The following is a 24927-nucleotide window of genomic DNA, read 5'->3' as shown; positions in this document are numbered from 1 at the left end:
TCTGATATCGAGGAGGCGGGATCGAAATCGGGGACATCATGGCAGAGGCGGCACTGAAATTCGGCGCGGCGGAGACGCCGCTTTATCGCGAGGCCCCGAACAACATCGAGGCCGAGCAGGCGCTGCTCGGCGCCATCCTCGTCAACAACGACGCCTTCTATCGCGTCTCGGATTTCCTCAAGCCGGCGCATTTCTACGAGCCGCTGCACCGCCGCATCTTCGAGGTCGCTTCCGAGCTCATCCGCATGGGCAAGATCGCGACGCCGATCACGCTCAAGACCTTCCTGCCGGCCGACGAGAAGGTCGGCGACATGACGGTGGCGCAATATGTGGTGCGGCTTGCCGTGGAAGCCGTTACCGTCGTCAATGCGACCGACTATGGCCGCGCCATATACGACCTCGCGACGCGCCGCGCGCTGATCACCGTCGGCGAGGACATGGTCAACATCGCCTATGACGCGCCGGTCGACATGTCGCCCGCCGACCAGATCGAGGACGCCGAGCGGCGGCTATTCGAGCTCGCCGAAACCGGCCGCTACGACGGCGGCTTCGAGAGCTTCAACGATGCGGTCAAGACCGCCGTCGACATGGCCAACGCAGCCTATATGCGCGATGGCCACCTATCCGGCATCTCGACCGGCCTGCGCGACCTCGACCGTCGTATGGGCGGCTTGCAGCCTTCCGACCTGATCGTGCTCGCCGGGCGCCCCGGCATGGGCAAGACTTCTTTGGCCACCAACATCGCCTTCAACATCGCCGAGGCCTATGTGCCGGCGCAGCAGGCCGACGGCACGTTCAAGGCCGCCAATGGCGGTGTCGTCGGCTTCTTCTCGCTCGAAATGTCGTCGGAACAGCTCGCCACCCGCATCATCTCCGAGCAGACCGAGATTTCGTCGTCGAAAATCCGCCGCGGCGAGATCACCGAGATGGATTTCGAAAAACTCGTCGCCTGCTCGCAGACGATGCAGAAGATCCCGCTGTTCATCGACCAGACCGGCGGCATCTCGATCGCGCAGCTCTCCGCCCGCGCGCGACGCCTGAAGCGGCAGCGCGGCCTCGACCTCATCGTCATCGATTATATCCAGCTCATGCAGGGCTCCTCCGCGCGCGCCTCGCAGAACCGCGTGCAGGAAATCACCGAGATCACCACAGGCCTCAAGGCCTTGGCCAAGGAGCTCGGCGTGCCGATCATCGCGCTGTCGCAGCTGTCGCGCCAGGTCGAAAGCCGCGACGACAAGCGCCCGCAGCTCTCGGACCTTCGCGAATCCGGCTCCATCGAGCAGGACGCCGACGTGGTGCTCTTCGTCTATCGCGAGGAATATTACCTCAAGAACCGCGAGCCGAAGCTCGGCACCGAGGAATACGTGAAGTGGGAAAACGAGATGAACGAGGCGCGCGGCAAGGCCGAGGTGATCGTGGCCAAGCAGCGCCACGGACCGACCGGCACCGTCAGCCTCGCCTTCCACGGCGAGTTCACGCGGTTCTCGGACCTAGCCGAGGAGCATCATCTGCCGGAGAGGTTTGAGTAGCGTTTTGGCCAACGTCAGCGCTCCGTCACACCCCCCTCTGGCCTGCCGGACATCTCCCCCGCAAGGGAGGAGATTGACTGTCGCCACGACCTTCGCCGATCGCCGACGTTGCAGGAGAAGCGCCGGCGGCAACGCTGCTGATCTCCCCCCTTGCGGGGGAGATGGCCGGCAGGCCAGAGGGGGGTGTGAAGGAACGCCGACCCTTGGCGATTGGCAGAAGGCGCAACGCTAATGCCCAAATCGCGCGTTCAGTTCATCTGCCAGAATTGCGGTTCGGTGCATCAGCGCTGGGCCGGCAAGTGCGATGCCTGCGGCGAGTGGAACACGCTGGTCGAGGAAGGCACGTCCGGCGGCATCGGCTCGGGGCCGGCCAACACGCGCAACGCCCGCAAGGGCCGCGCCGTGGTGCTCACCAGTCTCGCCGGCGACATCGAGGACGCGCCGCGCATCGTTTCGGGCATCGGCGAGCTCGACCGCGCTACCGGCGGCGGTTTCGTGCGCGGCTCCGCGCTTCTCGTCGGTGGCGATCCCGGCATCGGCAAGTCGACGCTGTTGACGCAAGCCGCCGCGGCGCTCGCCTCGAAAGGCCACCGCATCGTCTATGTCTCGGGCGAGGAAGCTGTCGCGCAGATCAGGCTGAGGGCGCAGCGCCTCGGCGTCGCCTCGACGCCGGTCGAGCTTGCCGCCGAAACCAATGTCGAGGACATCCTCGCCACCATCGCCGACGGCAGGCGGCCGGACCTCGTCATCCTCGATTCCATCCAGACGCTGTGGACCGACCTTGCCGATTCGGCGCCGGGCACCGTCACCCAGGTGCGCGCCGCCGCCCAGGCGATGATCCGCTACGCGAAATCCACAGGTGCTGCGATCGTGCTTGTCGGCCATGTCACCAAGGAGGGCCAGATCGCGGGCCCCCGCGTCGTCGAGCACATGGTCGACGGCGTGCTCTATTTCGAGGGCGAGGGCAACCACCACTTCCGCATCCTGCGCACGGTGAAGAACCGGTTCGGCCCCGACCGACGAGATCGGCGTCTTCGAAATGTCGGACAAGGGCCTGCGCGAGGTCTCCAATCCATCCGAGCTGTTCCTCGGCGAACGCCACGCGAAATCGCCGGGCGCCGCGGTTTTCGCGGGCATGGAAGGCACTAGGCCGGTGCTGGTCGAGATCCAGGCGCTGGTGGCGCCCTCCTCGCTGGGCACGCCGCGGCGCGCCGTGGTCGGCTGGGACGGCGCGCGGCTGTCGATGGTGCTCGCCGTGCTTGAGGCGCATTGCGGCGTGCGCTTCGGCCAGCATGACGTCTATCTCAACGTCGCCGGCGGCTACCGCATCTCGGAGCCGGCGGCCGATCTCGCGGTCGCCGCGGCGCTGGTTTCGTCGCTCACCGGTCTTGCCCTTCCCGCCGATTGCGTCTATTTCGGCGAAATCAGCCTATCGGGCGCCGTGAGGCCGGTCGCGCATGCGCAGCAGCGCCTCAAGGAAGCCGAAAAGCTGGGTTTTGGAAGCGCGGTGCTGCCGCTCGGCAGCGAGGAAGTTGCCGGGGGGATCGGGGCCGGCGCGTTCCAGCCCACCGAGCTTGCCGACCTTGTGGCGCGCATAGCCGGCTCACGGCGCGGCCGTGCCGACGACGAGGAGTGACGCGGCTCATCAAGCCGTAAGACAGGAAGTGGGGCGAGAACCATGCCGATTACGCTGCTTGACGGAATCCTCGTCGGCTTCACGCTGGTCTCAGCGATGCTCGCCATGGTGCGCGGCTTCTCCCGCGAAGTGCTGTCGGTGATTTCCTGGGCAGCAGCGGCGGCGGCGGCGTTCTTCTTCTACAAGCCGGTCCTGCCCTACGTTCAGCCCTATATCGACAACGACAAGATCGCGATGGCGGCCTCCGCCGGCATCGTCTTCCTCATCGCGCTGATCGTCGTCTCCGTCATCACCATGAAGCTCGCCGACTGGATCATCGATTCGCGCATCGGCGCGCTCGACCGGACGCTCGGCTTCCTCTATGGCGCGGCGCGCGGCATCCTGGTGGTCGCGGTGGCGCTTTTGTTCTTCAACTGGCTGGCCGGTGCCAAGGCGCCCGCCTGGGTCGCCAACGCCAAGTCGCGGCCGCTGCTGGAGACGATCGGCGCCAAGCTCGAAAGCGTGCTGCCCGAAAACACCGAGGAACTGGTCAACAAATACACGCATAAGGGCACGCCGCAGGCCGGCACGCCGGCCACCACCGATCAGCCCGCGGCCGAGCCGCCGGCCGCCGGTGACGACAACGCGCCGGCGCCCGACGACAGCGAGGGCGAGGCGCCTGCCGACAACGAACCGGCTCCGGCGCCTGCCCCGGCTCCCGCTCCGGCGCCGGCAAATTGAAATCCAGGCCAGCCATGGCGCTGGCCTGAGGCATTTTGTGAATGCCCGACGAGGCGCGTTGCGTTCCGCGAGAGATCGCCTTATATGGCGGCTTTAGCGGAGCTTGAGCACCAGATGGCAGACTCAACGGCAGACGAAGGCAAAGTCCTTTCCGCCGAGGCCGATGACCATTTCCATGACGAATGCGGTGTGTTCGGCATTTTCGGCCGGCAGGACGCGGCGGCCATCGTCACACTTGGCCTTCACGCCTTGCAGCATCGCGGCCAGGAAGCCGCCGGCATCGTCTCCTATGACGGCACGCAGTTCCATGTCGAGCGCCATGTCGGCCTGATCGGCGACACCTTCACCAAGCAGCACGTGCTGGACCGCTTGCCGGGCAACCGCGCCATCGGCCATACGCGCTATGCAACCACCGGCGGCGCCGGCATCCGCAACATCCAGCCCTTCTTCGCCGAGCTCGCCGAGGGCGGTCTGGCGGTGGCCCACAACGGCAACCTCACCAACGCGCTCACCGTGCAGCGCACGCTGCAGAAGCAGGGCTCGATCTTCTCTTCGACTTCCGACACCGAGACGCTGCTGCACCTGGTCGCGACCAGCAAGGAGCGCGATTTGAATTCGCGTTTCATCGACGCGGTGCGCCAGGTGGAGGGCGCCTTCTCGCTGGTGGCGATGACGGCCAAGAAGATGATTGGCTGCCGCGATCCGCTCGGCATCCGACCGCTGGTGCTGGGCGATCTCGACGGCGCCTGGATTCTCGCCTCCGAGACCTGCGCGCTCGACATCATCGGCGCCCGCTTCGTGCGCGACATCAAGCCCGGCGAAATGGTGGTGATCACCTCCAAGGGCATCGAGAGCATCTTTCCGTTCGAGCCGCAGAAGACGCGTTTCTGCATCTTCGAATATGTCTATTTCGCGCGACCGGATTCGTCGGTCGAAGGCCGCAACGTCTATGATGTGAGGAAGCGCATCGGCGCCGAGCTCGCACAGGAAAATCCGGTCGAGGCCGACATCGTCGTGCCGGTGCCGGATTCCGGCACGCCGGCCGCGATCGGCTTCTCACAGGCCGCCGGCATTCCCTTCGAGCTCGGCATCATCCGCAACCACTATGTCGGCCGCACCTTCATCCAGCCGGGCGATTCCATTCGCCACATGGGCGTCAAGCTGAAGCACAACGCCAACCGTCGCATGATCGAGGGCAAGCGCGTGGTGCTGGTCGACGATTCGATCGTGCGCGGCACCACCAGCCAGAAGATCGTGCAGATGGTGCGCGACGCCGGCGCGAAGGAAGTGCATATGCGCATCGCATCGCCGCCGACCAGCGCGTCTTGCTTCTATGGCGTCGACACGCCGGAGAAGTCGAAGCTCCTGGCCTCGCGCATGTCGGTCGAGGAGATGGCGGAATTCATCCGCGTCGATTCGCTCGGTTTTCTCTCGATCGACGGACTCTACCGCGCCGTCGGCGAAGCGCGCCGCGACAACGACCAGCCGCAATTCTGCGACGCCTGCTTCACCGGACAGTACCCCACCCGCCTGCTCGACTTCGAAGGCCACGACAACGTTCGCACGCTGTCGCTGCTGGCGAGCGGCGGGTCGTAAGCCGCAGTATTTATTTACGCAATTCCGGACGGAAAACACTTTTCCTGGAATTGCTCCAGCTCACGGACATTCTCGCATGACCCTCGACCTCTCCGGCCGCGTGGCGGTCGTCACCGGCGCCTCGCGCGGCATCGGCTATTTCATCGCCAGGGAGCTGGCGGCGGCCGGCGCGCATGTCATCGCGGTGGCGCGCACGGTGGGCGGGCTGGAAGAGCTCGACGACCAGATCAAGGCCGATGGCCGCGGCCAGGCGACGCTGGTGCCGCTCGACCTGACCGACATGGCCGGCATCGATCGGCTGGGCGGCGCAATCCATGAGCGCTGGGGCAAGCTTGATATACTGGTTGCCAATGCCAGCGTGCTGGGCGTCATCTCGCCGATCGGCCATGTCGAGGCCAAGACCTTCGAGAAGGTGATGACCATCAACGTCACCTCGACCTGGCGGCTGATCCGTTCGGTCGACCCGCTGCTTAGGCTCTCCGACGCCGGCCGCGCCATCATCCTCTCCTCCAACGCGGCGCATTCGGCGCGCGCCTTCTGGGCGCCTTATGCCGCTTCCAAGGCGGCGGTCGAAACGATGATGCGGTCCTGGGCGCATGAGACCCAGAGCCTGCCGCTGAGGGTGAACGCCGCCGACCCCGGCGCTACTCGGACCGCGCTGCGCGCGCAGGCAATGCCCGGCGAGGATCCGGAGACGCTGCCGCATCCCTCCGAGATCGCCAGGCGCATCGTGCCGCTGGCGAGCCCGGAGTTGAAGGAGACGGGCCTGATCTTCCAGGCCAAGCACAACCGCTTCGTCGCCTACCGGCAACCGGAATAAAAGAAGCTCAGACCGGATTAAACCGGGCTCCGGCAACGTTCTTCGAATGCAAGGCATTCGAAACCGGAGGACCGACATGCGTAGACTTCTTCTCGTTGCCGCCACCGCCATTGCCGCGGCACTCGCCGCGTCTGCTGGCGTAGCCCTCTCGCAAGACAAGACCATGAGCTTCTTCGTCACCAGCGTCGGCTCCGGCAAGGGCGCCGATCTTGGCGGCCTGAAAGGCGCCGATGCCCACTGCGCGTCGCTCGCGGAAGCGGCCGGCGTCACCGGCAAGACCTGGCATGCCTATCTTTCCTCCAGCGCCGAAGATGCGCGCGACCGCATCGGCAAAGGTCCCTGGTTCAACGCCAAAGGCGAGAAGATCGCGGACGACGTCGCCTCGCTGCACAGCGATGCGAACGGCATCACCAAGCAGACGGCGCTGACCGAAAAGGGCGAGATGATCAACGGCCGCGGCGATACGCCGAACCGGCACGACGTGCTGACCGGCTCAAAGCCCGACGGCACCAGGATCGCCGACCAGACCTGCGGCGACTGGACGATGAGCGGTGCCGAAGGTGCCGCCATGATGGGCCATCACGACCGCACCGGGCTCGACGATTCGGCAGCGGCGAAGTCCTGGAATTCCTCGCATGCCTCGCGCGGCGGCTGCAGCCAGGAGGCGCTCAAGGGCACCGGCGGCGACGGCCTGTTCTACTGCTTCGCGGTCGAGTGAGCCCGAAGCCCGATCGGTCCATTCACGGGTCTGTGAACGGGGCGGCGAAAGCGTGTGCAGCCGCCCTGCTTTCGCGATCCCCAGGGAGTTGCTAGGATCGGTCCGACTCCGACATTCGAGCAAAGCGAGGAATTCCCATGGCCGCCTCTCCCAGCGTAGCGTTGGTCTGGTATCTGGTGATCGCTGGCCCGCAAGGCGGCATGGTGGTGCTGCCCAGCACCTTCGACACCCGCGAGCAGTGCACCAACGCCATCACCGAATATCAGAAGCAGCCGACGCCGCAGGGCTGGGCCGTGCAGTGCGTGCCGAGCGCCTCGCCCTTCACTGACGAAGGAGACGCTGAGACGCCGTCGGCGCAGTAGGATTGCCCCTCACCCGGCCTCCGCTTCGCACGGCCGACCTCTCCCCGCTGGGGAGAGGAGGCTGTCAGCGCCGGCGCCAACCTCTTCTCCCCGCCGGGGAGAAAGTGGCCGCGCAGCGGCCGGATGAGGGGGCGTGACGCTTCAGCGCTGTGCGCTCACACTCAATGCCGGCTTGTTGTTGATCGTCTGGAAGACCACGCAGTAGCGCTCGGTGAGCTTCATGAGCGAATCGATGCGCTCTTGCGGTTCGTCGGTGTCGAGCTCAAATTTCAGCCTTATCTCGCGAAAGCCGACCGGCGCATCCCGGGCGACGCCGAGCGTGCCGCGAAAATCGAGGTCGCCCTCGGCCTCGACGGTGGCATTGCCGAGCTTGAACTCCAGCGCCGTCGCCACCGCTTTCAACGTCACGCCGGCGCAAGCGACCAGGGCTTCCAGCAGCATGTCGCCCGAGCAGAGCTCGAGGCCCGAACCGCCCGTGGCCGGATGAAGCCCGGCAACCGCAAGCGCCCTGCCCGTCTCCACCTTGCAGGCGATCGACTGGTCGTCGAGCGTGCCGCGGGCTCTCAGCGTGATCAGCGCCCTGGCGGCGTCCTCGCGATAAGCGTCCTTCAGCGGAGCCTGCATGGCCTTGAGTGCAGTTGCGTCCATTTGGTTGTCCTTCCGATACGTCTTTGACGGTAGATAGTACATAATTCGAGCTTGGGTTCCTCGCCCCATGAAATGGAGAGAGGTGGCTCGGCGAAGCCGAGACGGAGAGGGAGCGCGCTACGAAGGCCCCCTTTCCGTCCGGTCCGCGGACACCTCTCGGGGGCGAGGAACCCAAGTCTTGAGACCGCCCCTTTGACTTCCCTCGCCCCGGCCATACTTTTGCGGATGCCATCCAAGCGGAGCTCCCATGCGATTCAAGCTCGTCCCCCTCGCCTTCCTGGCGCTCGCCGCCTTCGCCCAGCCAAGCTTCGCTGAAACACCGCAACGGCCGGCCCCGACCGGCGGCGTGCTGTCGCTGTTGCCGGCGCCGCAGGTGAGCGAGCATTCGATCACGCTTGGCGGGCGCAAGCTGGATTACCAGGCCAAGGCCGGCACACTGTCGCTCTTGTCCGGCAAGGGTGAGGTCACGGCCGAGATATTCTATGTCGCCTACACGCAGCAGTCGCCCGTCCCGGCCAAGGATCGGCCGATCACCTTCGTCTTCAACGGCGGACCCGGTGCTGCTTCGGCTTACCTGCATCTCGGCGCCATCGGACCGCGCATCGTCGAGACCGCCGCCGACGGCGAGTTTCGGCGGCCGCCGCAAAAGCTCATCGACAATCCCGACAGCTGGCTCGACATGAGCGATCTCGTCTTCGTCGATCCTGTCGGCACCGGCTACAGCCGCGAAGCGCCGGGGCATGAGCCGAAAGAATTCTGGAGCGTGGACGCGGACGCCAGCTCGGTCGGCGCCTTCATCCGCCTCTATCTGGCGCAGAATGGCCGCACGGGATCGCCGCTGTTCCTCGCCGGCGAAAGCTATGGCGGCTTTCGCGCCGCGCTGCTTGCCCGCACACTGCAGGAAGATGTGGGCCTGAGCCCCAGCGGCATCGTGCTGATCTCGCCGGCGCTGGAGTTCATGCTGGTGCGGCCCGACCAGTTCGACCAATTGCACTGGGCGCTGGAGCTGCCTTCGCTGGCGGCGACGCGGCTCAAGGGCGACGGCGTGAGCGGCGACGCGTTGCGCGACAGGCTGGCAGAGGTCGAGCGTTACGCGCTCGGCGATTACCTGACGGCGCTGAACAGCGGGCTGGAGCAAGGCGGAAAGCTCGCCAGCGGGCGCGTGTCGGAGATCACCGGCCTGCCGCTCGAGCTTGTCCAACGCAATTTCGCGCGCATCCCCATCGGGCTTTTCGCCAAGGAATTCCAGCGCGCCACGGGCAAGGTTCTCAGCCCCTATGACGCCACCATCGGCACCGCCGACATCGCGCCGCAAAGCGCGCATGAAACCGGACCCGATCCGGTGCTCGACCGCAGCGTTCCGGTGCTTACCTCCGCCTTCGTCGCCTATGCCCGCGACGAGCTCAACTACCGCACCGATGTCAGCTACCGGCTGCTCAATGGCGAGGTCAGCCGCAACTGGGATTACGGCACATCGGGCCAGGGTTATGCCGGCGTGATGAACGACCTGCAGCGGGCGCGTTCGCTCAACCCTGCCCTCGGCGTCGTTATCGTCAACGGCTATACTGACCTCGTCACGCCCTATCTCGCCTCGCGCTATCTGGTGAACCAGGTTCCGTCTCTCGGCGACGCCAAGCCGATCCGCCTCGACGTCGTCGATGGCGGCCATATGATGTATCTGCGGCCGGACGGGCGGCGCGCGCTGAAAGACGCGGCATCGGAGCTCTACCAGGCGACGCAATAGGCTCCGGCAGGCACGCGGCAAAAGGCCTGCGCCAACGCAAGCGCCGCGGTGGAGCAGCGCCGTGCAAGCTTTCGCCCGTATAGCTGGAGCAACGGTCCCGACTGGGGCGGAACCGCTTCACGCAAGCACGCTGAAACCGCATGGCCGATGTCGTCATCCTCGAAAGCCGCGAAAGGGTGCTGGCCGGCATCCTGTTCACGGCCGCCGCCTATTTCCTGTTTTCGGCGCAGGATGCCTCGATCAAGCTTCTGGTCGCCGGCATGACGGTCTGGCAGATCATGTTCGTGCGCTCGATCACCGTGCTCCTCGCCTGCGGCGCGATCGGAGGGAAGCGGCTGTTTGCCGACACGATCGTTTCGCCGATCGTCAGGCCGATGCTGGTGCGCAGCGCTTTCACGCTCGCCGCCTGGGTCTGCTACTACAACGCGGCCCGCTCGCTGCAGCTTGCCGAGCTCACCACCATCTACTACGCCGCGCCGATCATCGTCACCGTGCTGTCGGTGCTGATCCTGGGCGAGACGGTGCCGCTGCTGCGCTGGATCGCAGTGTTCATCGGCTTCGTCGGCGTCTTCATCGCCTGCGATCCGACGCGGCTCGGCCTCTCCGTGCCGGTGCTTCTGGTGCTGGCCGCCGCGGTTTTGTGGGGCATCGCCGTGGTGCTCTTGCGCAAGACGGCGCTGCAGGAGCGCACGACGATCCAGTTGGTGCTCAACAATTTCTATTTCCTGCTCTTCTCGGCCGTGCCGGCGCTGCTCTGGTGGCGCATGCCCGATTGGCGGCAGCTTCTTTTGCTGGTCAGCGTCGGGGCGCTCGGCGGGGTGGCTCAATATGTACTGTTCGAAGGCATGAAGCGCGCGCCGGTGTCGATCATCGCGCCGTTCGAATACACTTCGCTGGTCTGGGCCTTCGCGCTGGGCTACGCCATCTGGGGCGACGTGCCGCGCACGGAGGTGTTCATGGGCGCGGCGCTGATCATTGGCGCCGGCCTGCTCATCGTCGGCAACGAGCATTTCCGCAGACGGGAACACGCCTCATGACAGAGGGCTGTCAGGAGCAACTGGTTAGGCTGGCGCCATGACGGAGACGCTTGACATGCCCGAAAAGCTTGCGCCTGCCGCCGCCGACGTGGCGGCCGAGCGCACGCTCGGCATCATCCTGGTATCGGCATCGGCTGTCGCCTTCGCGCTCACCGGCGTGCTGACCAAGTCGATCCATGCGGACCCGCTGACCATCACCTGCTGGCGCGGCTTTTTCGGCTCGATCCTGATCACGCTCTATGTGCTGTGGCGCCGGCGCCGCTCGGGCGGACGCGAGAGCCTGAGATTGGGCTGGCGGGGCTGGCTGCTCGCGATTGAAGGTGCTGCCGCCAGCATCGCCTTTATCTCTGCTTTCAAATTCACCTATGTCGCCAATGTTGCCGTCATTTACGCGACCTCGCCCTTCATCGCCGCACTGCTTGCCTTTCTGCTGGTGCGGGAGAAGTTCCGGCTGCAGACCATGGTCGCGGCCGCCGTATCGCTGTGCGGCGTCGCCATCATGGTGTGCGCCGGCCTCGGCAGCGGACACCTGTTCGGTGACGGGCTGGCGCTTTTGATGACCACCGGCAGCGCGCTCTACATGATCATGGTGCGCGCTTTCCGCGATTCGCCGGTCGTGTGGGCGGGCGCCGTCTCGGCCTTCCTGCTTTTCGTGCTCGGCTGGTTCGTAACCGATCCGCTGGCCGTCTCGACGCGCGACGTGGTGCTGCTTGCCACCTTCGGCTGCTCCTTCGCGCTGGCCTCGATCCTGTGGACGGAAGGCTCGCGGCTGATCCCGTCGGCCGAAGCCGGGCTGCTCGGCTCGGCCGAGGTGCCCTTCGCCATCCTGTTTGCCCTGCTGTTCCTCGGCGAGGTTCCGCCGATGGCCAGCGTCATCGGCGGCGCCATCGTGCTTTGCGCGGTCTTTGCCCATGCCGGGCGCGACTGGCTGAAGGCGAAGTCCGCGACGGCGTAAAAATATTTCGCCACTCACGGAACCATCATCCGGCTCAGGCATTGTTAGATCGACGGGTCACCCCCCAAGTCCCCCCAAACCCCTCGACCCGTCCGACTAGAAGCCGACCCGCAAAAAGGTCGGCTTTTTCTTTGGGAATTGTTTGTTCGGGAATTCGCGGGATATCGCACCGCGATTCTTATCAGGACGAGAAGGCCAGCCCGCCGCCGAGAAGCTCCGCCAGATCCCGCGCCGGGCGGGCGGCTTCGCGGCCGAGCCGGATGGCGAAATCGGCCATCGGCAGCGGCGGCAGGTTGAAATCGGCAGATGCCTCGACGATGCCGGAATGGGCAAAACGCCGGGTGCGCGGCGTCAGTGCGATGCCGGCATTGACCGCGCTGCGCAGACCGGCAAGGCTGGCGCTTCCGGCGGCGATACGGTAGCGGCGGCCGGCAGCGTCCAGCGCGTTGAGCGCGGCCTCGCGGAAGCCGCAATAGGGATCGAGCAGCGCCAGCGGCACCACCTCCTGCCGCGCCGCCAGCCCTTTTTCCGAGCACAGCCACAGCATCGGCTCGCTGATCACAGCGGCTTCATCCGGCGACGGGGAATGGCGCATGGTGATCGCGAGGTCGAGCTGGCCCGCCTGCAGCGCCGACCCGAGTTCCATGGAACGGCCGACGCGCAGCTCGATCCTGACGCGCGGATGGCTGATCGCGAAGGCGCGCAACAGGTCCGGCAGGCCGTGGTCGGCAAAATCCTGCGTCGTGCCGATGGCTATGCGGCCGCCGGCGCGCGCGCCTTTCAGCGCCAGCCAGGCTTCGGTGTGGACGGCAAGAATGCGCCGTGCATGGCCGACAAGGTCTTCGCCTGCCGGCGTCAACCCGCGTCCCCTCCCCCGCGGGGTGAGTAGCGGCTCGCCGACGATCTCTTCCAGCCGCTGCATCTGCGCGGTCACCGCCGACGGCGTGCGGCCGACGGCGGACGCGGCCTTGGCGAGCGAGCCGCCGTCGACGAAGGCGAGAAAGGTTTTCAGCAGATCGGGATCGAGCGTTTCCACACTTCGACGATATCGAAGCATTTATCAAAAACAATTCGATTTTTTTGATGGTATGATGATGGCATGCTCCTTCCATTCGAAGGCACAAGACCTCGAACCGAAGGAGAGAAAAATGCCGATCATCAATGTCAGCGTCACCGGCAGGCCCGAGGCCAAGCTGTCCGCCGCGATCGCCAGGGAGATTACTGAGATCACCGCAAGGGAGTTACGCAAGGATCCGACGATCACCGCGGTCGCCGTCAACTATATTGATCCGCAGCACTGGTTCGCCGGCGGCAAGTCGCTGGCCGAGCTCGGGACCAACACGTTCTGGCTGGACATCAAGGTTGTGGACGGCACCAACACCAAGCTTGAGCTCGAAGCCTATCTCAAGGCGATCTTCGAGGCTTTCGGTCGTCTGCTGCAAGGCGTGCATGAGGAAAGCTATGCTTTGGTGCACGAGGTGCCGGCGGCGGCCTACGGCTTTGGCGGCAAAAGCCAGGAGTTCCGCTTCATCAGCGGGAGGCTGAAGGCGGCGTAGGCGTCCCTTCTCCCCTTGTGGGCCCGTTCTCGCCGACTGCGCAACAGGCCCACAAGGGGAGAAGGGGGAGCCCGGCCTTCCCCCCACATTGACCTTGCCCCCACTTCCGCTACCTTCTGCCGCCGAAGCGGCCGCTCAAGAGCCGTGCTGGAGGAGACTGGGAGAGAGCGGCATGATCCTGACCCTGGCGCTGCTGGCGGGCCTTGTTCTTGCCTGGCTGCTGATCGCGGTGATCGAGCGGTTCCGGCTCGACCTGCGCTTCACCCAGGCGCTGCTCTATGTGCCGTTCAAGCTCGCCTATCGCATCGTGGACAACCGCATCCGCATTGCCCGCAGCGCCAAGACGCCGGTGATCTATGTCGTCTCGCACCAGTCGCGCTTCGAGCCGGCGCTGATGCTGTCGCTGCTTCCCGACGATACGCTGCATATCCTGGATGACGCCTCGGCGCGCTCGCCCTGGCTGGAGCCGTGGCGCGAGCTTGCCCGCACCATTGCCTTCAACGCCGAGCATGTCTTCGTCAGCCGACGGCTGGTGCGCGTGCTGAAGGGCAAGGGGCGGCTTGCCGTCTACCTGCCGGATAATGTCGAGCCGGATGTCAAATCCTTCCGGCTGTTTCGCGCCATCACCCGCATGGCCATGCAGGCCGACGCCCGCATTGTGCCGATCTTCGTTGCCGGCACGCGCGACCTGCCGGTGTCGCTGACGCCGAAGGAGAAAGCGCCACGCCATTGGTTCCCGCGGCTGTCGGTGAGCGCGCTGGAGCCGATGACCATCGCCGAGCTTACGGCGCGCAATCCCGACATGGCCTCCAATACCAACGCGCTGTTCGACCGTTTCGCCGAAGCGCGGCTCTACGGCACCAATCTCGACCGGGGGCTGTTCCTCGCCATGCGCGACGCCGCCGATCGCGTTGGCTCTTCGCGCCCGATCATCGAGGATGTGATTTCCGGTTCGCTCAGCTACCGCAAGCTGTTCATCGGCGCTCGCGTGCTCGGCCGCCATTTCGAGGCGGTGACGGCGCCAGGCGAAGCGGTCGGCGTGCTCTTGCCCAACGCCAATGGCGTGGTGCTCACCTTCGTCGGCCTGATCTCGGCGGGCCGCGTCGCCGCAATGGTCAACTACACCGCCGGCCCGGCGAGCGTGACCGCGGCGGTCCGCACCGCCGTGATCCGCACCGTGATCTCGTCCCGCACCTTCATCGAAAAAGCCGGCATCGACGACATCGTCGCCGCGGTCGAGGCGGGCGGCGCCAAGATGCTCTGGCTGGAGGATGTGCGGGCCAGCGTGACGACCCTCGACAAAGTCGCGGCCGCGCTTTTGTGGCGCCTGCCTTTGCAGCGCCAGCAAGCCTCGAAGCCAGCCGTCATCCTGTTCACCTCGGGCTCGGAAGGCACGCCGAAGGCGGTGGTGCTGTCGAGCCGTAACCTGCTCGCCAATGTGATGCAGGCGGAAGCGCGCGTCTCCGTCTCGCCGGCGGACATCCTGCTCAATGTGCTGCCGGTGTTCCATTCCTTCGGCCTGACCGGAGGCACCATCCTGCCGCTGGTGCTCGGCATAAAGCTGTTCCTTTACCCCTCGCCGCTGCACTACAAGATCATCCCCGAGATCGCCCGCAAGGTGAAGCCGACGGTGATGTTCGGCACCGACACCTTCCTTGCCAATTATGCCCGCACCGCCAAGGACGGCGACTTCTCCAGCCTGCGCTTCGTCGTGGCCGGCGCGGAAGCCGTGAAGCCGGAAACACGGCGCACCTATCGCGACCGCTTCCAGGCCTCGATCGTCGAAGGCTTCGGGCTGACCGAAGCCGCGCCCGTCGTGGCGGTGAACACCGCCATCCATGGCCGCGACGGCACGGTCGGGCGGCCGCTGCCGGCCATCCGCATGAAGCTGGAGCCGGTCGAGGGTATCGCCGAGGGCGGCCGGCTGTGGCTCGACGGGCCGAACATGATGATGGGCTATATGACCGCCGACCGTCCCGGTGAATTGCAGCTGCTGGAAGGCTGGCACGACACCGGCGACATCGTCTCGATCGACCGCGAGGGATTCATCACCATACGCGGCCGGGCCAAGCGCTTCGCCAAGATCGCCGGCGAGATGGTGTCGCTGGGCGCCGTCGAGATGCTGGTGCAGTCGCTGTGGCCGGAAGAGCGCCACGCGGCGGTGGCCGTGCCCGACAAGAGGCGCGGCGAGCGCATCGTGCTGGTCACTACCGCCGACGACGCCAATGCCGAGGAACTGCGCCAGTTCGGCAAGAAGGCGGGTGCCGCCGAATTGATGGTGCCCAACGACATCATCAAGGTCGACGAGATCCCGGTGCTGGGTTCTGGCAAGACGGATTACATCTCGGCGCGCAAACTGGCGATCGACCGGCTGGGGCTGAGCGCGGCGGCTTAGATAGGCGCCGGCTTTAACCGATATCCGAGGGCGGCACCTTTTCGCCTTCGCGCATGGCCCGCTTCGAATAGGCGCGCACGGAGAGCGGCAGGAACAGCAGATACCCTGCGACGGAAGCGGTCAGCGTGTACCAGGGATAGGTCATCAGCAAGAGGATGTAGAGCACCACGCCGAGGATGACCGGCAGCACCCTGTCGCCCGGAACCTTGACGCTCTTGCCCGAATAGACCGGCAGACGGCTGACAAGAAGGAAGGCGATGAGCACGGTGAAGCCGGTGGCGATGAAGGCGGCCGGCCGGCTGGGCTCGAGCCCGAGCCGCAGGAAATAGAGATAGAGCGGCAGCATGACCAGAACGGCGCCGGCCGGAGCCGGCACGCCGACGAAATATTCGGTCTGCCATGCCGGCTGATCGGTGTCGTCGGCCAGCACGTTGAAGCGGGCAAGCCGCATGCCGCAGGCGATGGTGAAGAGAAGTGCCGCGATCCAGCCCGGCGAGCCGGCGCGATCGAGCAGGAAGGCGTAGAGCACCAGGGCCGGCGCAACGCCGAAATTGACGATGTCGGCCAGCGAATCCATCTGCGCGCCGAATTTCGAGGTGGCCTTCAGCATGCGCGCCAGCCGCCCGTCGATGCCGTCCAGGAAGGCGGCGAGCAGCACCATGACCACTGCGATCTCGAAGCGGTTCTCGAAGGCGAAGCGGATGCCCGAAAGGCCGGCGCAGATGGCAAGCACAGTGACCAGGTTGGGCAGCACCATGCGCATCGGGATCTCGCGGATGCGCGGTCCGCCGCTGGCGTGGGCCTCGAATTTCTTGAACGGCGCGCCCAATGCTCAGGAAATCCTGACCAAGGGCGTGACCGCCGTGCCGCCAAATTCGGCAAGCACCGTCTCGCCGCCGACCGCCGTCTGGCCGACCGCGACGCGCGGCACGGCGCCCGAGGGCAGGAAAACATCGACGCGCGAGCCGAAGCGGATCAGGCCGAAACGCTCGCCGATGGCGATCGTACCGCCGGCCTCGGCCCAGCAGACGATGCGGCGCGCCACCAGCCCGGCGATCTGCACGGCGGCGATCGTGCCGTTCGGGCTGTCGATGACCAGGCCGTTGCGCTCGTTCTCGGCGCTCGCCTTGTCGAGCTCGGCATTGAGGAATTTGCCGGGCTTGTGCTCGATGCGCGTGATCCGGCCGCGCACGGGCGCGCGGTTGATGTGGCAGGAAAACACGTTCATGAACACCGATATCCGGGTCATCTCGCCCGAGCCCAGGCCAAGCTCGCTCGGCGGCACGGCAGGCCCGACCGCCGAGATCACGCCGTCGGCCGGGCTCACCACCAGCCGGTCGTCGACCGGCGTGACGCGCTCGGGATCGCGGTAGAAATAGATGCACCATGCGGTGAGGATCAGCCCGATCCAGAACAGGATCGAGGAGAAATAGCCGAGAAACAGCGTTGCCGCGGCGAAGGCGGCGATGAAGGGATAGCCTTCGCGATGGATGGGGACGAACGTGTTCTTGACGGAGTCGAGAAGCGTCATAGGGCTTTGGGGGCGGTCCCTGTTTCAGGTTGCGCCTCAATAGCCGAAAGCCCCCCTCCCCGCAACGCAACAATGGGGGAGGATGGATGAGGCGAGTAGAGGCGGATGCGGTGAGATGCGAGGGAGCTACCCAGCGGCAGCCGAACGATCGAAGTGCTCGTCGAGTTCCGGCACCGTCGCCTCGGCCGAGCTTTTCGTCGTCCTTGCCACGCAACAGCACGCCGCCATTCCGCGAAGATAGGAAAAGGAAGGACCGGCCAGAGGCCAGCACAACCCAATTCACAACCAGTCCTTCCGCCGTTTGCGATACCGAGTTCGCTGAAACAACGGCATCCGTAGGGTCGAACCCGGCCTTGCGCAGCAGAAGGTCGACAGCGACCGGAGCATGGTACTGTTCCGCTAGTTCGATGACGGTTTTGATCTCTGACTCGTCGGCGCGAGCAAGTTGGACGCCGACCCGCGGAGCGTTAGCTCCGAACGGGTTCTCACCGGGGCGGATGACCGGAGGATCTTCAGGGGCGATATATTCGTAGATAATGGCATGCGTCTCGGTTGCGGTGCATAGCCGAGGCTCCTTCGCACTGGTGCGCAGTTGGAAAACCATCTGCATTTCACCCCCAACATCCAGCATCCGTGCCATACCGAACGCTAGTCTGACCTCGGGTGGGGAGATTTTGGCGCAGGCGAGACCGGCGCCGACATCGCGCCAGCCGATCATCTGCCGAACCAGCTTGCTAACCGAACGATGAAGGAGCCTGGCTTCACGTTGCGGGTTGGCCATCACTAATCGGTGTATGACCGCGCCGTAATCGTCATCATCGACAATTTGCAGATCAGGCCACGACGCAATCCAGCGCGCCAAGAAGTTTTCCATCGGCGCAGCTTCATCAGCCTCGTAGAATTCATCGTCGAGCCTATCCAGAAAATCGTCTCGACCACCCTCGAAGCCCGTTTGTTCGGCAGCTTCGTCGGGATGCTCGGCAATCCAGGCGGCCATCTTTTCCAATGTCGCCAACTGACCCATCGCACCGCTGGAGGTGAGTCCAGCCCGGGCATTGGCAATCATTTCATCGGTTTCCGCGGCGGCATTGTAGATGAATTGACTGTGCCCCCCGTTCTTCACCTCAGCCGAGTACGAGTTTGCGTGAGAAACTTGCATTGCCCTCGGGCTGATCTCGGGATGACGGTAGAGCCCTTCATAGGTCATTGTATGGATGAAAATCTCAACGGCAAATACGAGGTCGGAGGGGCTATCGATTGCCTGTTCGACTGTTGAACGGCGTACCACCACCGGCAGCGGCAGCATCACCTGTGGCCTGGCAGCATTGGGCGCCAGCTTAGCGGGTGTTTTTTGGATTTGCGAAAAAGAAATCTGAACATTGAAAATGATCCCCAAGGGCACAAAAAAACGTAGGCGATTTTATTTGTGCCGCGACAATATCACCAGACGATCGATTTGAAAGGCATTAGGAACAGCCAAGTTCGTTGAGCGCGACACGCATGTTAGGCGGACTGAAATTGCTGGTAGACAATGTCGGCAAGCCATGCGTTCGCCCGTCCTTGGCAGGACAATCCAACAACGGAGTCAGCCGATGCCTTCACCGAACGCCGCTAGGAAAGCCAATATCATCCTGGAAGGCCTCGCCTTCGGCGAATCTCCGCGCTGGCATGAGGGGCGGCTCTGGCTTTGCAACTGGGGCACCGGCGAGATTGTCGCCGTGGACGGAGAGGGCAAGAGCGAGGTCATGCTGACCGTGCCGGCCGTCCTGCCCTATTCGATCGACTGGCTGTCTGATGGACGACTGCTCGTCGTTTCGGGTCGGGATGGCCTTCTGCTCCGGCAGGAGGCAAATGGCGGGCTCGTCGCACATGCCGACCTCACGGGACTGTCGAAGAACTCGTGGAACGAAATTGTCGTCGATGGCCGCAACCACGTCTACGTCAATGGCGGCGGGCCAGCACCGGCACCGGGCGAGCATTTCGGGCCGGGGACCATCGTGCTGGTCGCGCCGGACGGCACGCTGCGACAGGTTGCAGAGGATATCGCCTTCGCCAACGGCATGGCGGTGACACCGGACAACCGGACGCTGATCGTCGCCGAATCTCACGCCAGGCGGCTGACCGCCTTCGATATTGGCGAAGACGGCAGCCTTTCCAAGCGGCGCGTCTGGGCTGAGCTCGGCAACGACTATCCCGACGGCATCTGCATCGATGCCGAAGGCTGTGTCTGGTATGCCGATGTACCGAACCGGCACTGCGTCAGGGTGCGCGAGGGCGGCGAGAAAGTCGACAAGGTCCAGGTCGATCGCGGCTGCTTTGCCTGCGTGCTGGGCGGAGCCGACGGCAAGACGCTTTTCATCCTCGCCGCCGAATGGCGCGGCTTCGAAAACATGGTGAGCGACTCTCGCACCGGTCAGGTGCTGAGCATCACCGTAACCGCGCCTGGCGCCGGATGGCCCTCCTACACCTCCGGCACGCGCTGGTAGTTGGCGATGTCGGCCTTGACGCCGAGGCGCGCGATGGTTTCCTGCGCGCTGAAGGCGATGCGCTCATGCGCTGCCTTGACGATCGGCACCACCTTGTCGACGGCGTCCTGGCTTTCCCATTCGACCACGGTGACGATGTTGAACTCGCCCGGGCCGGAGAACTGTTCCAGCAGGAAATCCTGCACGAAGCCTTCCTGCTGGCGCAGCAATTCGTGCGTCATGAAGACCTTGCCGAGGATTTCGTCGCGCGCTTCCGCCGGCACGACGAATTTATCGACCCGGAACACGCTGCCGGTGCGGTGGTTCTTGGTGCTCATTTCGATCTGTCTCCGTTCTTGGACGAGTTGCTTCGCAGGGGCTCGGAGACGGTCTGCAAGCTCAAGTTAAGTTGAGGTCAAGGGGGATTTTGCCCTTCCCTTCTCCCCTTGGGAAGAAGGTGAAGTCGGCGCTAGCTCACCTCCGACGTCCTGCGCCGCACAACAACCCCCAGCTCGTCGCTCTCGCGGGCGATGCGCAGGCGCTCCTCGGCTTCGGTCGCTTCGCGCTGGCGGTCCCACATCGAGGCGTAGAGGCCGTGTTTGGCGAGCAACGCCGCATGCGTGCCGCGTTCGGCGATCTGGCCGTCCTTGAGCACGATGATCTCGTCGGCCGAGATCACCGTCGACAAGCGGTGCGCGATCACGATGGTGGTGCGGCCCTTGCTGACGAGGTCGAGCGCGGCCTGGATTTCCTGCTCGGTCTGGGTGTCGAGCGCCGAGGTCGCCTCGTCCAGCATCAGAATCGGCGGCGCCTTGAGGATGGTGCGGGCGATCGCCACGCGCTGCTTCTCGCCGCCCGACAGTTTCAGCCCGCGCTCGCCGACCATCGACTTGTAACCCTCCGGCAGCTTGTCGATGAACGGCCCGATCTGGGCCAGCTCGGCGGCCTTGCGCACCTCCTCCTCGCTGGCGCTGACGCGGCCGTAGCGGATGTTATAGGCGATGGTGTCGTTGAAGAGCACCGTGTCCTGCGGCACCATGCCGAGAACCGCGCGCAGGCTCTCTTGCGTGACATCGCGGATGTCCTGGCCGTCGATCAGCACCTGGCCGCCCTGCACGTCGTAGAAGCGGAACAGAAGCCTGGAAATGGTCGACTTGCCGGCGCCGGACGGTCCGACGATCGCCACCGTCTTGCCGGCCGGCACCTCGAAGGAGACCCCCTTCAGGATCTTGCGGTTAGGATCATAGGAGAAATGCACGTCGCGGAATTCGACCTTGCCGGGACCGACCTTCAAAGGCTTGGCGTCCGGCTTGTCGACGATCTCCTGGGGCACGTCGAGCAGGTCGAACATATGCTCGATGTCGGTCAGGCCCTGCCGGATCTCGCGGTAGATGAAGCCGATGAAATTGAGCGGTACCGAGAGCTGGATCAGCATGGCGTTGATGAAGACGAAGTCGCCGACGCTCTGCGTGCCGGCCTGCACCTCCAGCGCCGACATGCACATGACGATGACGGTGCCCAGGCCGAAGATGAGGCCCTGGCCGAAGTTCAGCCAGCCCAGCGAGGTCCAGGTCTTGGTCGCGGCGATCTCGTAGCGCGCCATCGAGCGGTCGAAGCGCTCGGCCTCCATGCGCTCGTTGGTGAAATATTTGACCGTCTCGAAGTTGAGCAAAGAGTCGATCGCCTTGGTGTTGGCGTCGGTGTCGCTGTCGTTCATGTCGCGGCGGATCGAGATGCGCCAGTCGCTCGCCTTGACCGTGAACCAGACATAGAGCCAGACGGTCACGGCGACCACGACGACGTATTTCCAGCCATAGGTGAAGGCGAAAATGCCGGCCGTCAGCGCGAATTCGAGGATGGTCGGCGCCGTATTCAGCATGATGAAGCGCACGATCGTCTCGATGCCCTTGGTACCGCGCTCGATGATGCGCGACAGGCCGCCGGTGCGGCGCTCAAGATGGAAGCGCAGCGACAGCTGGTGCATGTGGACGAAGGTGCGGTAGGCGAGCTGGCGCACCGCATACTGGCCGACCCGGGCAAACAGCGCGTCGCGCAGCTGGTTGAAGCCGAGCTGGACCAGGCGCAACAGGTTGTAGGCGATGACCAGCATAATCGGCGCGAGCAGGAAAGCTGGCAGCGGCGGCGGCGCCTTCGAGGCGTGAGCCAGAGCGTCGGTCGCCCATTTGAAGAAATACGGGCCGGCGACCAAGGTGACCTTGGCGACGACCAGAAGCAGCGTCGCCCAGGTGACGCGGGCTCTAAGATCGGCGCGTTCGGCCGGCCACATATATGGCCACAGGTTGCGCAGGGTCGTGAGGGTGCCGGCTTCGGCGGATACGGTCTTTTCGGCCACTAGTCTTGCCTTTTGGGTGAGAGGCTGGGGCAGCAGGAGTTGACGAGATCGGTGAGCGAGGCCGACACACCCGCCAGCGCGGCGTGGTCGACGGCATAGCGCGAGCGCTGCCGGTCGGCCTCGAAGCGGACCAGCCCCGCCTCGACCAGCACCTTCAGATGCTGCGAGACGGTCGACTGGGCGAGGTCGAGATGATCGACCACCTCACGGCAGGAGCAGCAGGAGCTGGCCGAGAGGCGCTTCAGGATCTCGATGCGTGCCGGATGCGAAAGCGCCGCCAGGCGGAGCGCCATGGCGTGACTGTCGCTGCAGCGGATTTCGGGGGATTCGGTCATCGTCCATCGGCGATAGACGATGAAGGATGGGAGGGCAAGCTAGGCGGATGGATAGAGAGCTAATCTCCCCGCTCGTGGGGGAGATGGCCGGCAGGCCAGAGGGGGGCGCGAAGGAGCGAGGCGTCTCAGTATCGAGTGCCACAATCGCGGAAGTTTGCGATCGCAGAGCGGGTAGGACTGACAGGCTGGCGGGACAGCGCCCCCCTCTGCCCTGCTGGGCATCTCCCCCACAAGGGGGGAGATCAGCCAATCGCCACCCTCACTCCGTCTTCGTCGGAGTGGTCATCTGCTCGCCCAAAGCCTTCATGTCGGCATCCTCGCCTTCCTTCGACTTGGATGGCACCTTGAACACCTGGCCCGGCCAGATGCGATCGGGATCGCGGATCTGGTCCTGGTTGGCCAGATAGATGGTCGAGAACCGAGTGCCATGGCCATAGACGCGGCGCGAGATGCGCCAGAGCGTATCGTTGCGGCGGATGATGACCGCGCTGTCGGCATGTTCGAGCTTGGGCGCGACCGTCTCGGGCACATCGGTCGTGGGCGTCGCTTCAGCGACCTTGGCAGGAGCCTCGGCGGGCTTGGCCACTTCGGCCGTTGCGGCCGGCTTGGTTTCAGCGGTCGCGGGCGCCTCGGCCTGCTTGGCCTCGCCCGTCTTCATCTCGCTGGGGGCGACGGCGGCCATCGACTCGCCGGGCTCGCGCTCGAACGGTACGGCGGCGCGGGCGACGACCTTGACGCCGTCGTCATCCAGCCCGTCGACATGGATGGTGTAGCTGCCGACCGGGATGTCGCGCTTCGCCTCGATCAGGAAATGGCCGTCGGGCGAAGTCTTTGCATCGCCGAGCAGCATGTCCCCGGCATAGGCACGCACCTTGCGGCCGGGATCGGCCGTGCCGGCGACGAAGATCTTGCCGCCGTCGATCTCGACCGCTTCGACGGCGATCTTGGGGTCCGCCGCGGCACCCGCAGCCGGCGCGGTCGCCTGGTCGGTGGCGGCCGGCGCGGTCGCAGCCGGCGCCGAGGCCGTGTCGGATGCAGTCGGCGCGGTCGCAGCCGGCGCCTGGGCCGCAGGCGCCGCCGCCTGACCGGTTGCGGCCGGCGCCGCCTGCTTGGTCTCGGCCTGCGGCACGGTGATCAGTTGCGAGGCCTTGCCCGGCTCCTCGACCATGGCCAGCACCTGACCCGTCGGGCTCTGCGGCACCGAGACGACGGCGGTCTGGGCCGAGGCGACGGCAGTGCCGCCGACCGTCTGGCGCAGCGTGATCGTATAGTCGCCCGGCTTCAGCGGATCGTCCAGCACGATGGCGAAGGCGCCGTCAGGGCCGGAATCGGTCGAACCGAGCACGGTGCCGCCACTCAGGATCTCGACCTTGGCGTTGGGCGCGGCGCTGCCGGCGACGACGATCGAGCCACTGCCTTCGACGCGCACGACATCGAAGGTCGGCAGTGTCGGCCCTGTAGCGGCGGCTGGCGCCTGGGCGGGCGTTGTGGTGGCCGGGACCATCTTATTGGCAGGCGCCATGGTATTGGCCGGCGCCATTGTGTTTGAAGGAGCCTGGGGCACGCGCGCCTCGGTGCCCGTGCTTGAGGATTCAGCCGGTTTCGCATCGCCCTGCGGCAGCGCCGCGACCTGCGCCGGCTTTTGATTGTTGATATAAGGGTCGAGCGCGCCCGAGCCGTAGGCGACCGCCGCGACGGCGACAACGCCGCCCGCCGCAAACAAAAACGCCTTGGAAGGATTGATAGCCATAATTCCTTATTGCCCCCTTAGCCAACTAACGCCCGGTCTAGCGTGTTTTCTCCACGCTCACAAGAAAAAGCCCGTCGGCGGGCTTGACCCCGCCAACCGTCCCCATCACCAATCATCGCCATGAACACGATTCGATCCGTCTGCGTCTATTGCGGCTCGTCTCCGGGCCGCGACGAGGCCTATATCAAGGCCGGCCACACGCTCGGCCGCTCGCTTGCGAAATCTGGGTTGCGCCTGATCTATGGCGGCGGCACCAAGGGCATCATGGGCGCCGTCGCCGATGGCGCTCTCAAGGCCGGCGGCAAAGTCACCGGCATCATCCCGCGCTTCCTGATCAACAAGGAAGCGACCGAAAGCGCGCTCGACAAGCTCGATGAACTCTTGATCACCGACAATATGCATGAGCGCAAGCACAGCATGTTCGAAAAATCCGACGCCTTTGTGGCGCTGCCCGGCGGCATCGGCACGGTGGAGGAGATCGTCGAGATCATGACCTGGGCGCAGCTCGGCCATCACCGCAAGCCGATCGTCTTAGCCAACGTCAAGGGTTTCTGGGACCCGATGCTGGCGCTGATCGAGCACATGTCGGAGGAAGGCTTCATTCACACCGCGCATAGGGTCAAGCCGCTGGTGGTCAACGACCCGGAAGCGATCGTCGCCGCCATAATGGTGGCGGGCTCGTCGGTCGACGCCCCGACGGAAGGGGTGCAGTCGGTGATAGACAAAATGTAGGCAGTAGGGATTAGGCAGTAGGCAATAGGGAAGACAGGCCCTACT

Annotated in this window: 20 protein-coding genes and 3 pseudogenes; 14 read left to right on the top strand and 9 right to left on the bottom strand. The window is 65.1% G+C overall.

Features of this window, described 5'->3' with window-relative positions; genetic code table 11:
- Positions 1 to 38 precede the first annotated feature (38 nt).
- The 7 genes and pseudogenes from ACVMIM_RS15840 (at position 39) to ACVMIM_RS15810 (ending at position 7381) form a co-directional block, all read left to right on the top strand.
- Positions 39 to 1529 carry a replicative DNA helicase gene (locus ACVMIM_RS15840; protein ID WP_041001960.1) on the top strand — a complete coding sequence of 497 codons (1491 nt, stop codon included), beginning with the start codon at positions 39 to 41 and terminating at the stop codon, positions 1527 to 1529.
- Positions 1530 to 1760: 231 nt separating this feature from the next.
- Positions 1761 to 3165 (top strand): annotated as a pseudogene (gene radA / locus ACVMIM_RS15835) (DNA repair protein RadA).
- Between the two features lie 42 nt (positions 3166 to 3207).
- On the top strand, positions 3208 to 3885 hold the full coding sequence (locus ACVMIM_RS15830; protein WP_476113081.1) for a CvpA family protein: 678 nt from the start codon (positions 3208 to 3210) through the stop codon (positions 3883 to 3885).
- 114 nt (positions 3886 to 3999) lie between these two features.
- Positions 4000 to 5481 carry an amidophosphoribosyltransferase gene (gene purF / locus ACVMIM_RS15825; protein WP_476113079.1) on the top strand — a complete coding sequence of 494 codons (1482 nt, stop codon included), beginning with the start codon at positions 4000 to 4002 and terminating at the stop codon, positions 5479 to 5481.
- Between the two features lie 76 nt (positions 5482 to 5557).
- A complete protein-coding gene (locus ACVMIM_RS15820; protein WP_476113078.1) occupies positions 5558 to 6301 on the top strand; it encodes an SDR family NAD(P)-dependent oxidoreductase in 744 nt (247 codons plus the stop codon).
- Between the two features lie 76 nt (positions 6302 to 6377).
- Entirely contained in the window at positions 6378 to 7019 is a 642-nt protein-coding gene (locus tag ACVMIM_RS15815; protein ID WP_278050895.1) for a hypothetical protein, read from the top strand.
- A gap of 137 nt (positions 7020 to 7156) precedes the next feature.
- Positions 7157 to 7381 (top strand): hypothetical protein, encoded by a 225-nt coding sequence (locus ACVMIM_RS15810; protein WP_476113076.1) that lies wholly within the window; start codon positions 7157 to 7159, stop codon positions 7379 to 7381.
- Positions 7382 to 7522: 141 nt separating this feature from the next.
- Here the strand turns inward: ACVMIM_RS15810 and ACVMIM_RS15805 are convergent, their stop codons facing one another.
- Positions 7523 to 8029, bottom strand: coding sequence for an OsmC family protein (locus ACVMIM_RS15805; RefSeq protein WP_476113074.1), 507 nt, complete (start codon positions 8027 to 8029; stop codon positions 7523 to 7525).
- A 247-nt stretch (positions 8030 to 8276) separates the two neighbouring features.
- Between ACVMIM_RS15805 and ACVMIM_RS15800 the strand changes: the two genes are divergently transcribed.
- The 3 genes from ACVMIM_RS15800 (at position 8277) to ACVMIM_RS15790 (ending at position 11765) form a co-directional block, all read left to right on the top strand.
- Positions 8277 to 9773: a S10 family peptidase gene (locus tag ACVMIM_RS15800; protein WP_476113072.1), complete on the top strand. Its 1497-nt coding sequence runs from the start codon at positions 8277 to 8279 to the stop codon at positions 9771 to 9773.
- Between the two features lie 140 nt (positions 9774 to 9913).
- Positions 9914 to 10810, top strand: coding sequence for a DMT family transporter (locus ACVMIM_RS15795; protein ID WP_476113070.1), 897 nt, complete (start codon positions 9914 to 9916; stop codon positions 10808 to 10810).
- A gap of 37 nt (positions 10811 to 10847) precedes the next feature.
- The gene (locus tag ACVMIM_RS15790) at positions 10848 to 11765 is read left to right on the top strand and encodes a DMT family transporter (protein WP_476113069.1); all 918 of its coding nucleotides are present in this window, start codon (positions 10848 to 10850) and stop codon (positions 11763 to 11765) included.
- 181 nt (positions 11766 to 11946) lie between these two features.
- Here ACVMIM_RS15790 and ACVMIM_RS15785 read toward each other — a convergent pair whose 3' ends face one another.
- A complete protein-coding gene (locus ACVMIM_RS15785) occupies positions 11947 to 12801 on the bottom strand; it encodes a LysR substrate-binding domain-containing protein (protein ID WP_476113067.1) in 855 nt (284 codons plus the stop codon).
- Between the two features lie 112 nt (positions 12802 to 12913).
- Here ACVMIM_RS15785 and ACVMIM_RS15780 point away from each other — a divergent pair, with 112 nt between their 5' ends.
- A complete protein-coding gene (locus tag ACVMIM_RS15780) occupies positions 12914 to 13321 on the top strand; it encodes a tautomerase family protein (protein ID WP_476113065.1) in 408 nt (135 codons plus the stop codon).
- Between the two features lie 172 nt (positions 13322 to 13493).
- Complete coding sequence (locus ACVMIM_RS15775; protein WP_476113063.1) at positions 13494 to 15716, top strand: AMP-binding protein; 2223 nt, start codon at positions 13494 to 13496, stop codon at positions 15714 to 15716.
- Positions 15717 to 15729: 13 nt separating this feature from the next.
- Here ACVMIM_RS15775 and ACVMIM_RS15770 read toward each other — a convergent pair whose 3' ends face one another.
- The 3 genes and pseudogenes from ACVMIM_RS15770 to ACVMIM_RS15760 form a co-directional block, all read right to left on the bottom strand.
- Complete coding sequence (locus ACVMIM_RS15770) at positions 15730 to 16545, bottom strand: CDP-alcohol phosphatidyltransferase family protein (RefSeq protein ID WP_041001984.1); 816 nt, start codon at positions 16543 to 16545, stop codon at positions 15730 to 15732.
- A gap of 3 nt (positions 16546 to 16548) precedes the next feature.
- Positions 16549 to 17250: pseudogene (locus ACVMIM_RS15765) on the bottom strand (phosphatidylserine decarboxylase); the annotation flags it as partial.
- 901 nt (positions 17251 to 18151) lie between these two features.
- Positions 18152 to 18406, bottom strand: a pseudogene (locus ACVMIM_RS15760) (DMP19 family protein); the annotation flags it as partial.
- 433 nt (positions 18407 to 18839) lie between these two features.
- Here ACVMIM_RS15760 and ACVMIM_RS15755 point away from each other — a divergent pair.
- Entirely contained in the window at positions 18840 to 19733 is an 894-nt protein-coding gene (locus ACVMIM_RS15755) for an SMP-30/gluconolactonase/LRE family protein (RefSeq protein ID WP_476113061.1), read from the top strand.
- On the opposite strand, the gene ACVMIM_RS15750 is transcribed toward ACVMIM_RS15755, so the two are convergent.
- The 4 genes from ACVMIM_RS15750 to ACVMIM_RS15735 form a co-directional block, all read right to left on the bottom strand.
- Entirely contained in the window at positions 19709 to 20050 is a 342-nt protein-coding gene (locus tag ACVMIM_RS15750; protein ID WP_476113060.1) for an antibiotic biosynthesis monooxygenase family protein, read from the bottom strand. The genes ACVMIM_RS15755 and ACVMIM_RS15750 overlap by 25 nt on opposite strands.
- Positions 20051 to 20181: 131 nt before the next feature.
- A complete protein-coding gene (locus ACVMIM_RS15745) occupies positions 20182 to 22065 on the bottom strand; it encodes an ABCB family ABC transporter ATP-binding protein/permease (protein WP_476113058.1) in 1884 nt (627 codons plus the stop codon).
- Entirely contained in the window at positions 22065 to 22400 is a 336-nt protein-coding gene (locus ACVMIM_RS15740; protein ID WP_041001994.1) for an ArsR/SmtB family transcription factor, read from the bottom strand. Before ACVMIM_RS15740 ends, ACVMIM_RS15745 begins: the two co-directional genes overlap by 1 nt.
- Positions 22401 to 22659: 259 nt before the next feature.
- A complete protein-coding gene (locus ACVMIM_RS15735; protein WP_476113055.1) occupies positions 22660 to 24150 on the bottom strand; it encodes a LysM peptidoglycan-binding domain-containing protein in 1491 nt (496 codons plus the stop codon).
- 120 nt (positions 24151 to 24270) lie between these two features.
- Between ACVMIM_RS15735 and ACVMIM_RS15730 the strand changes: the two genes are divergently transcribed.
- Entirely contained in the window at positions 24271 to 24882 is a 612-nt protein-coding gene (locus ACVMIM_RS15730; protein WP_476113054.1) for an LOG family protein, read from the top strand.
- The last annotated feature ends 45 nt before the right edge of the window (positions 24883 to 24927 follow it).

The sequence above is a fragment of the Mesorhizobium sp. USDA 4413 genome, from assembly GCF_056280365.1.
The sequence above is the reverse complement of the archived record's forward strand: the minus strand, read 5'-3'. Positions and strand labels throughout refer to the sequence as shown.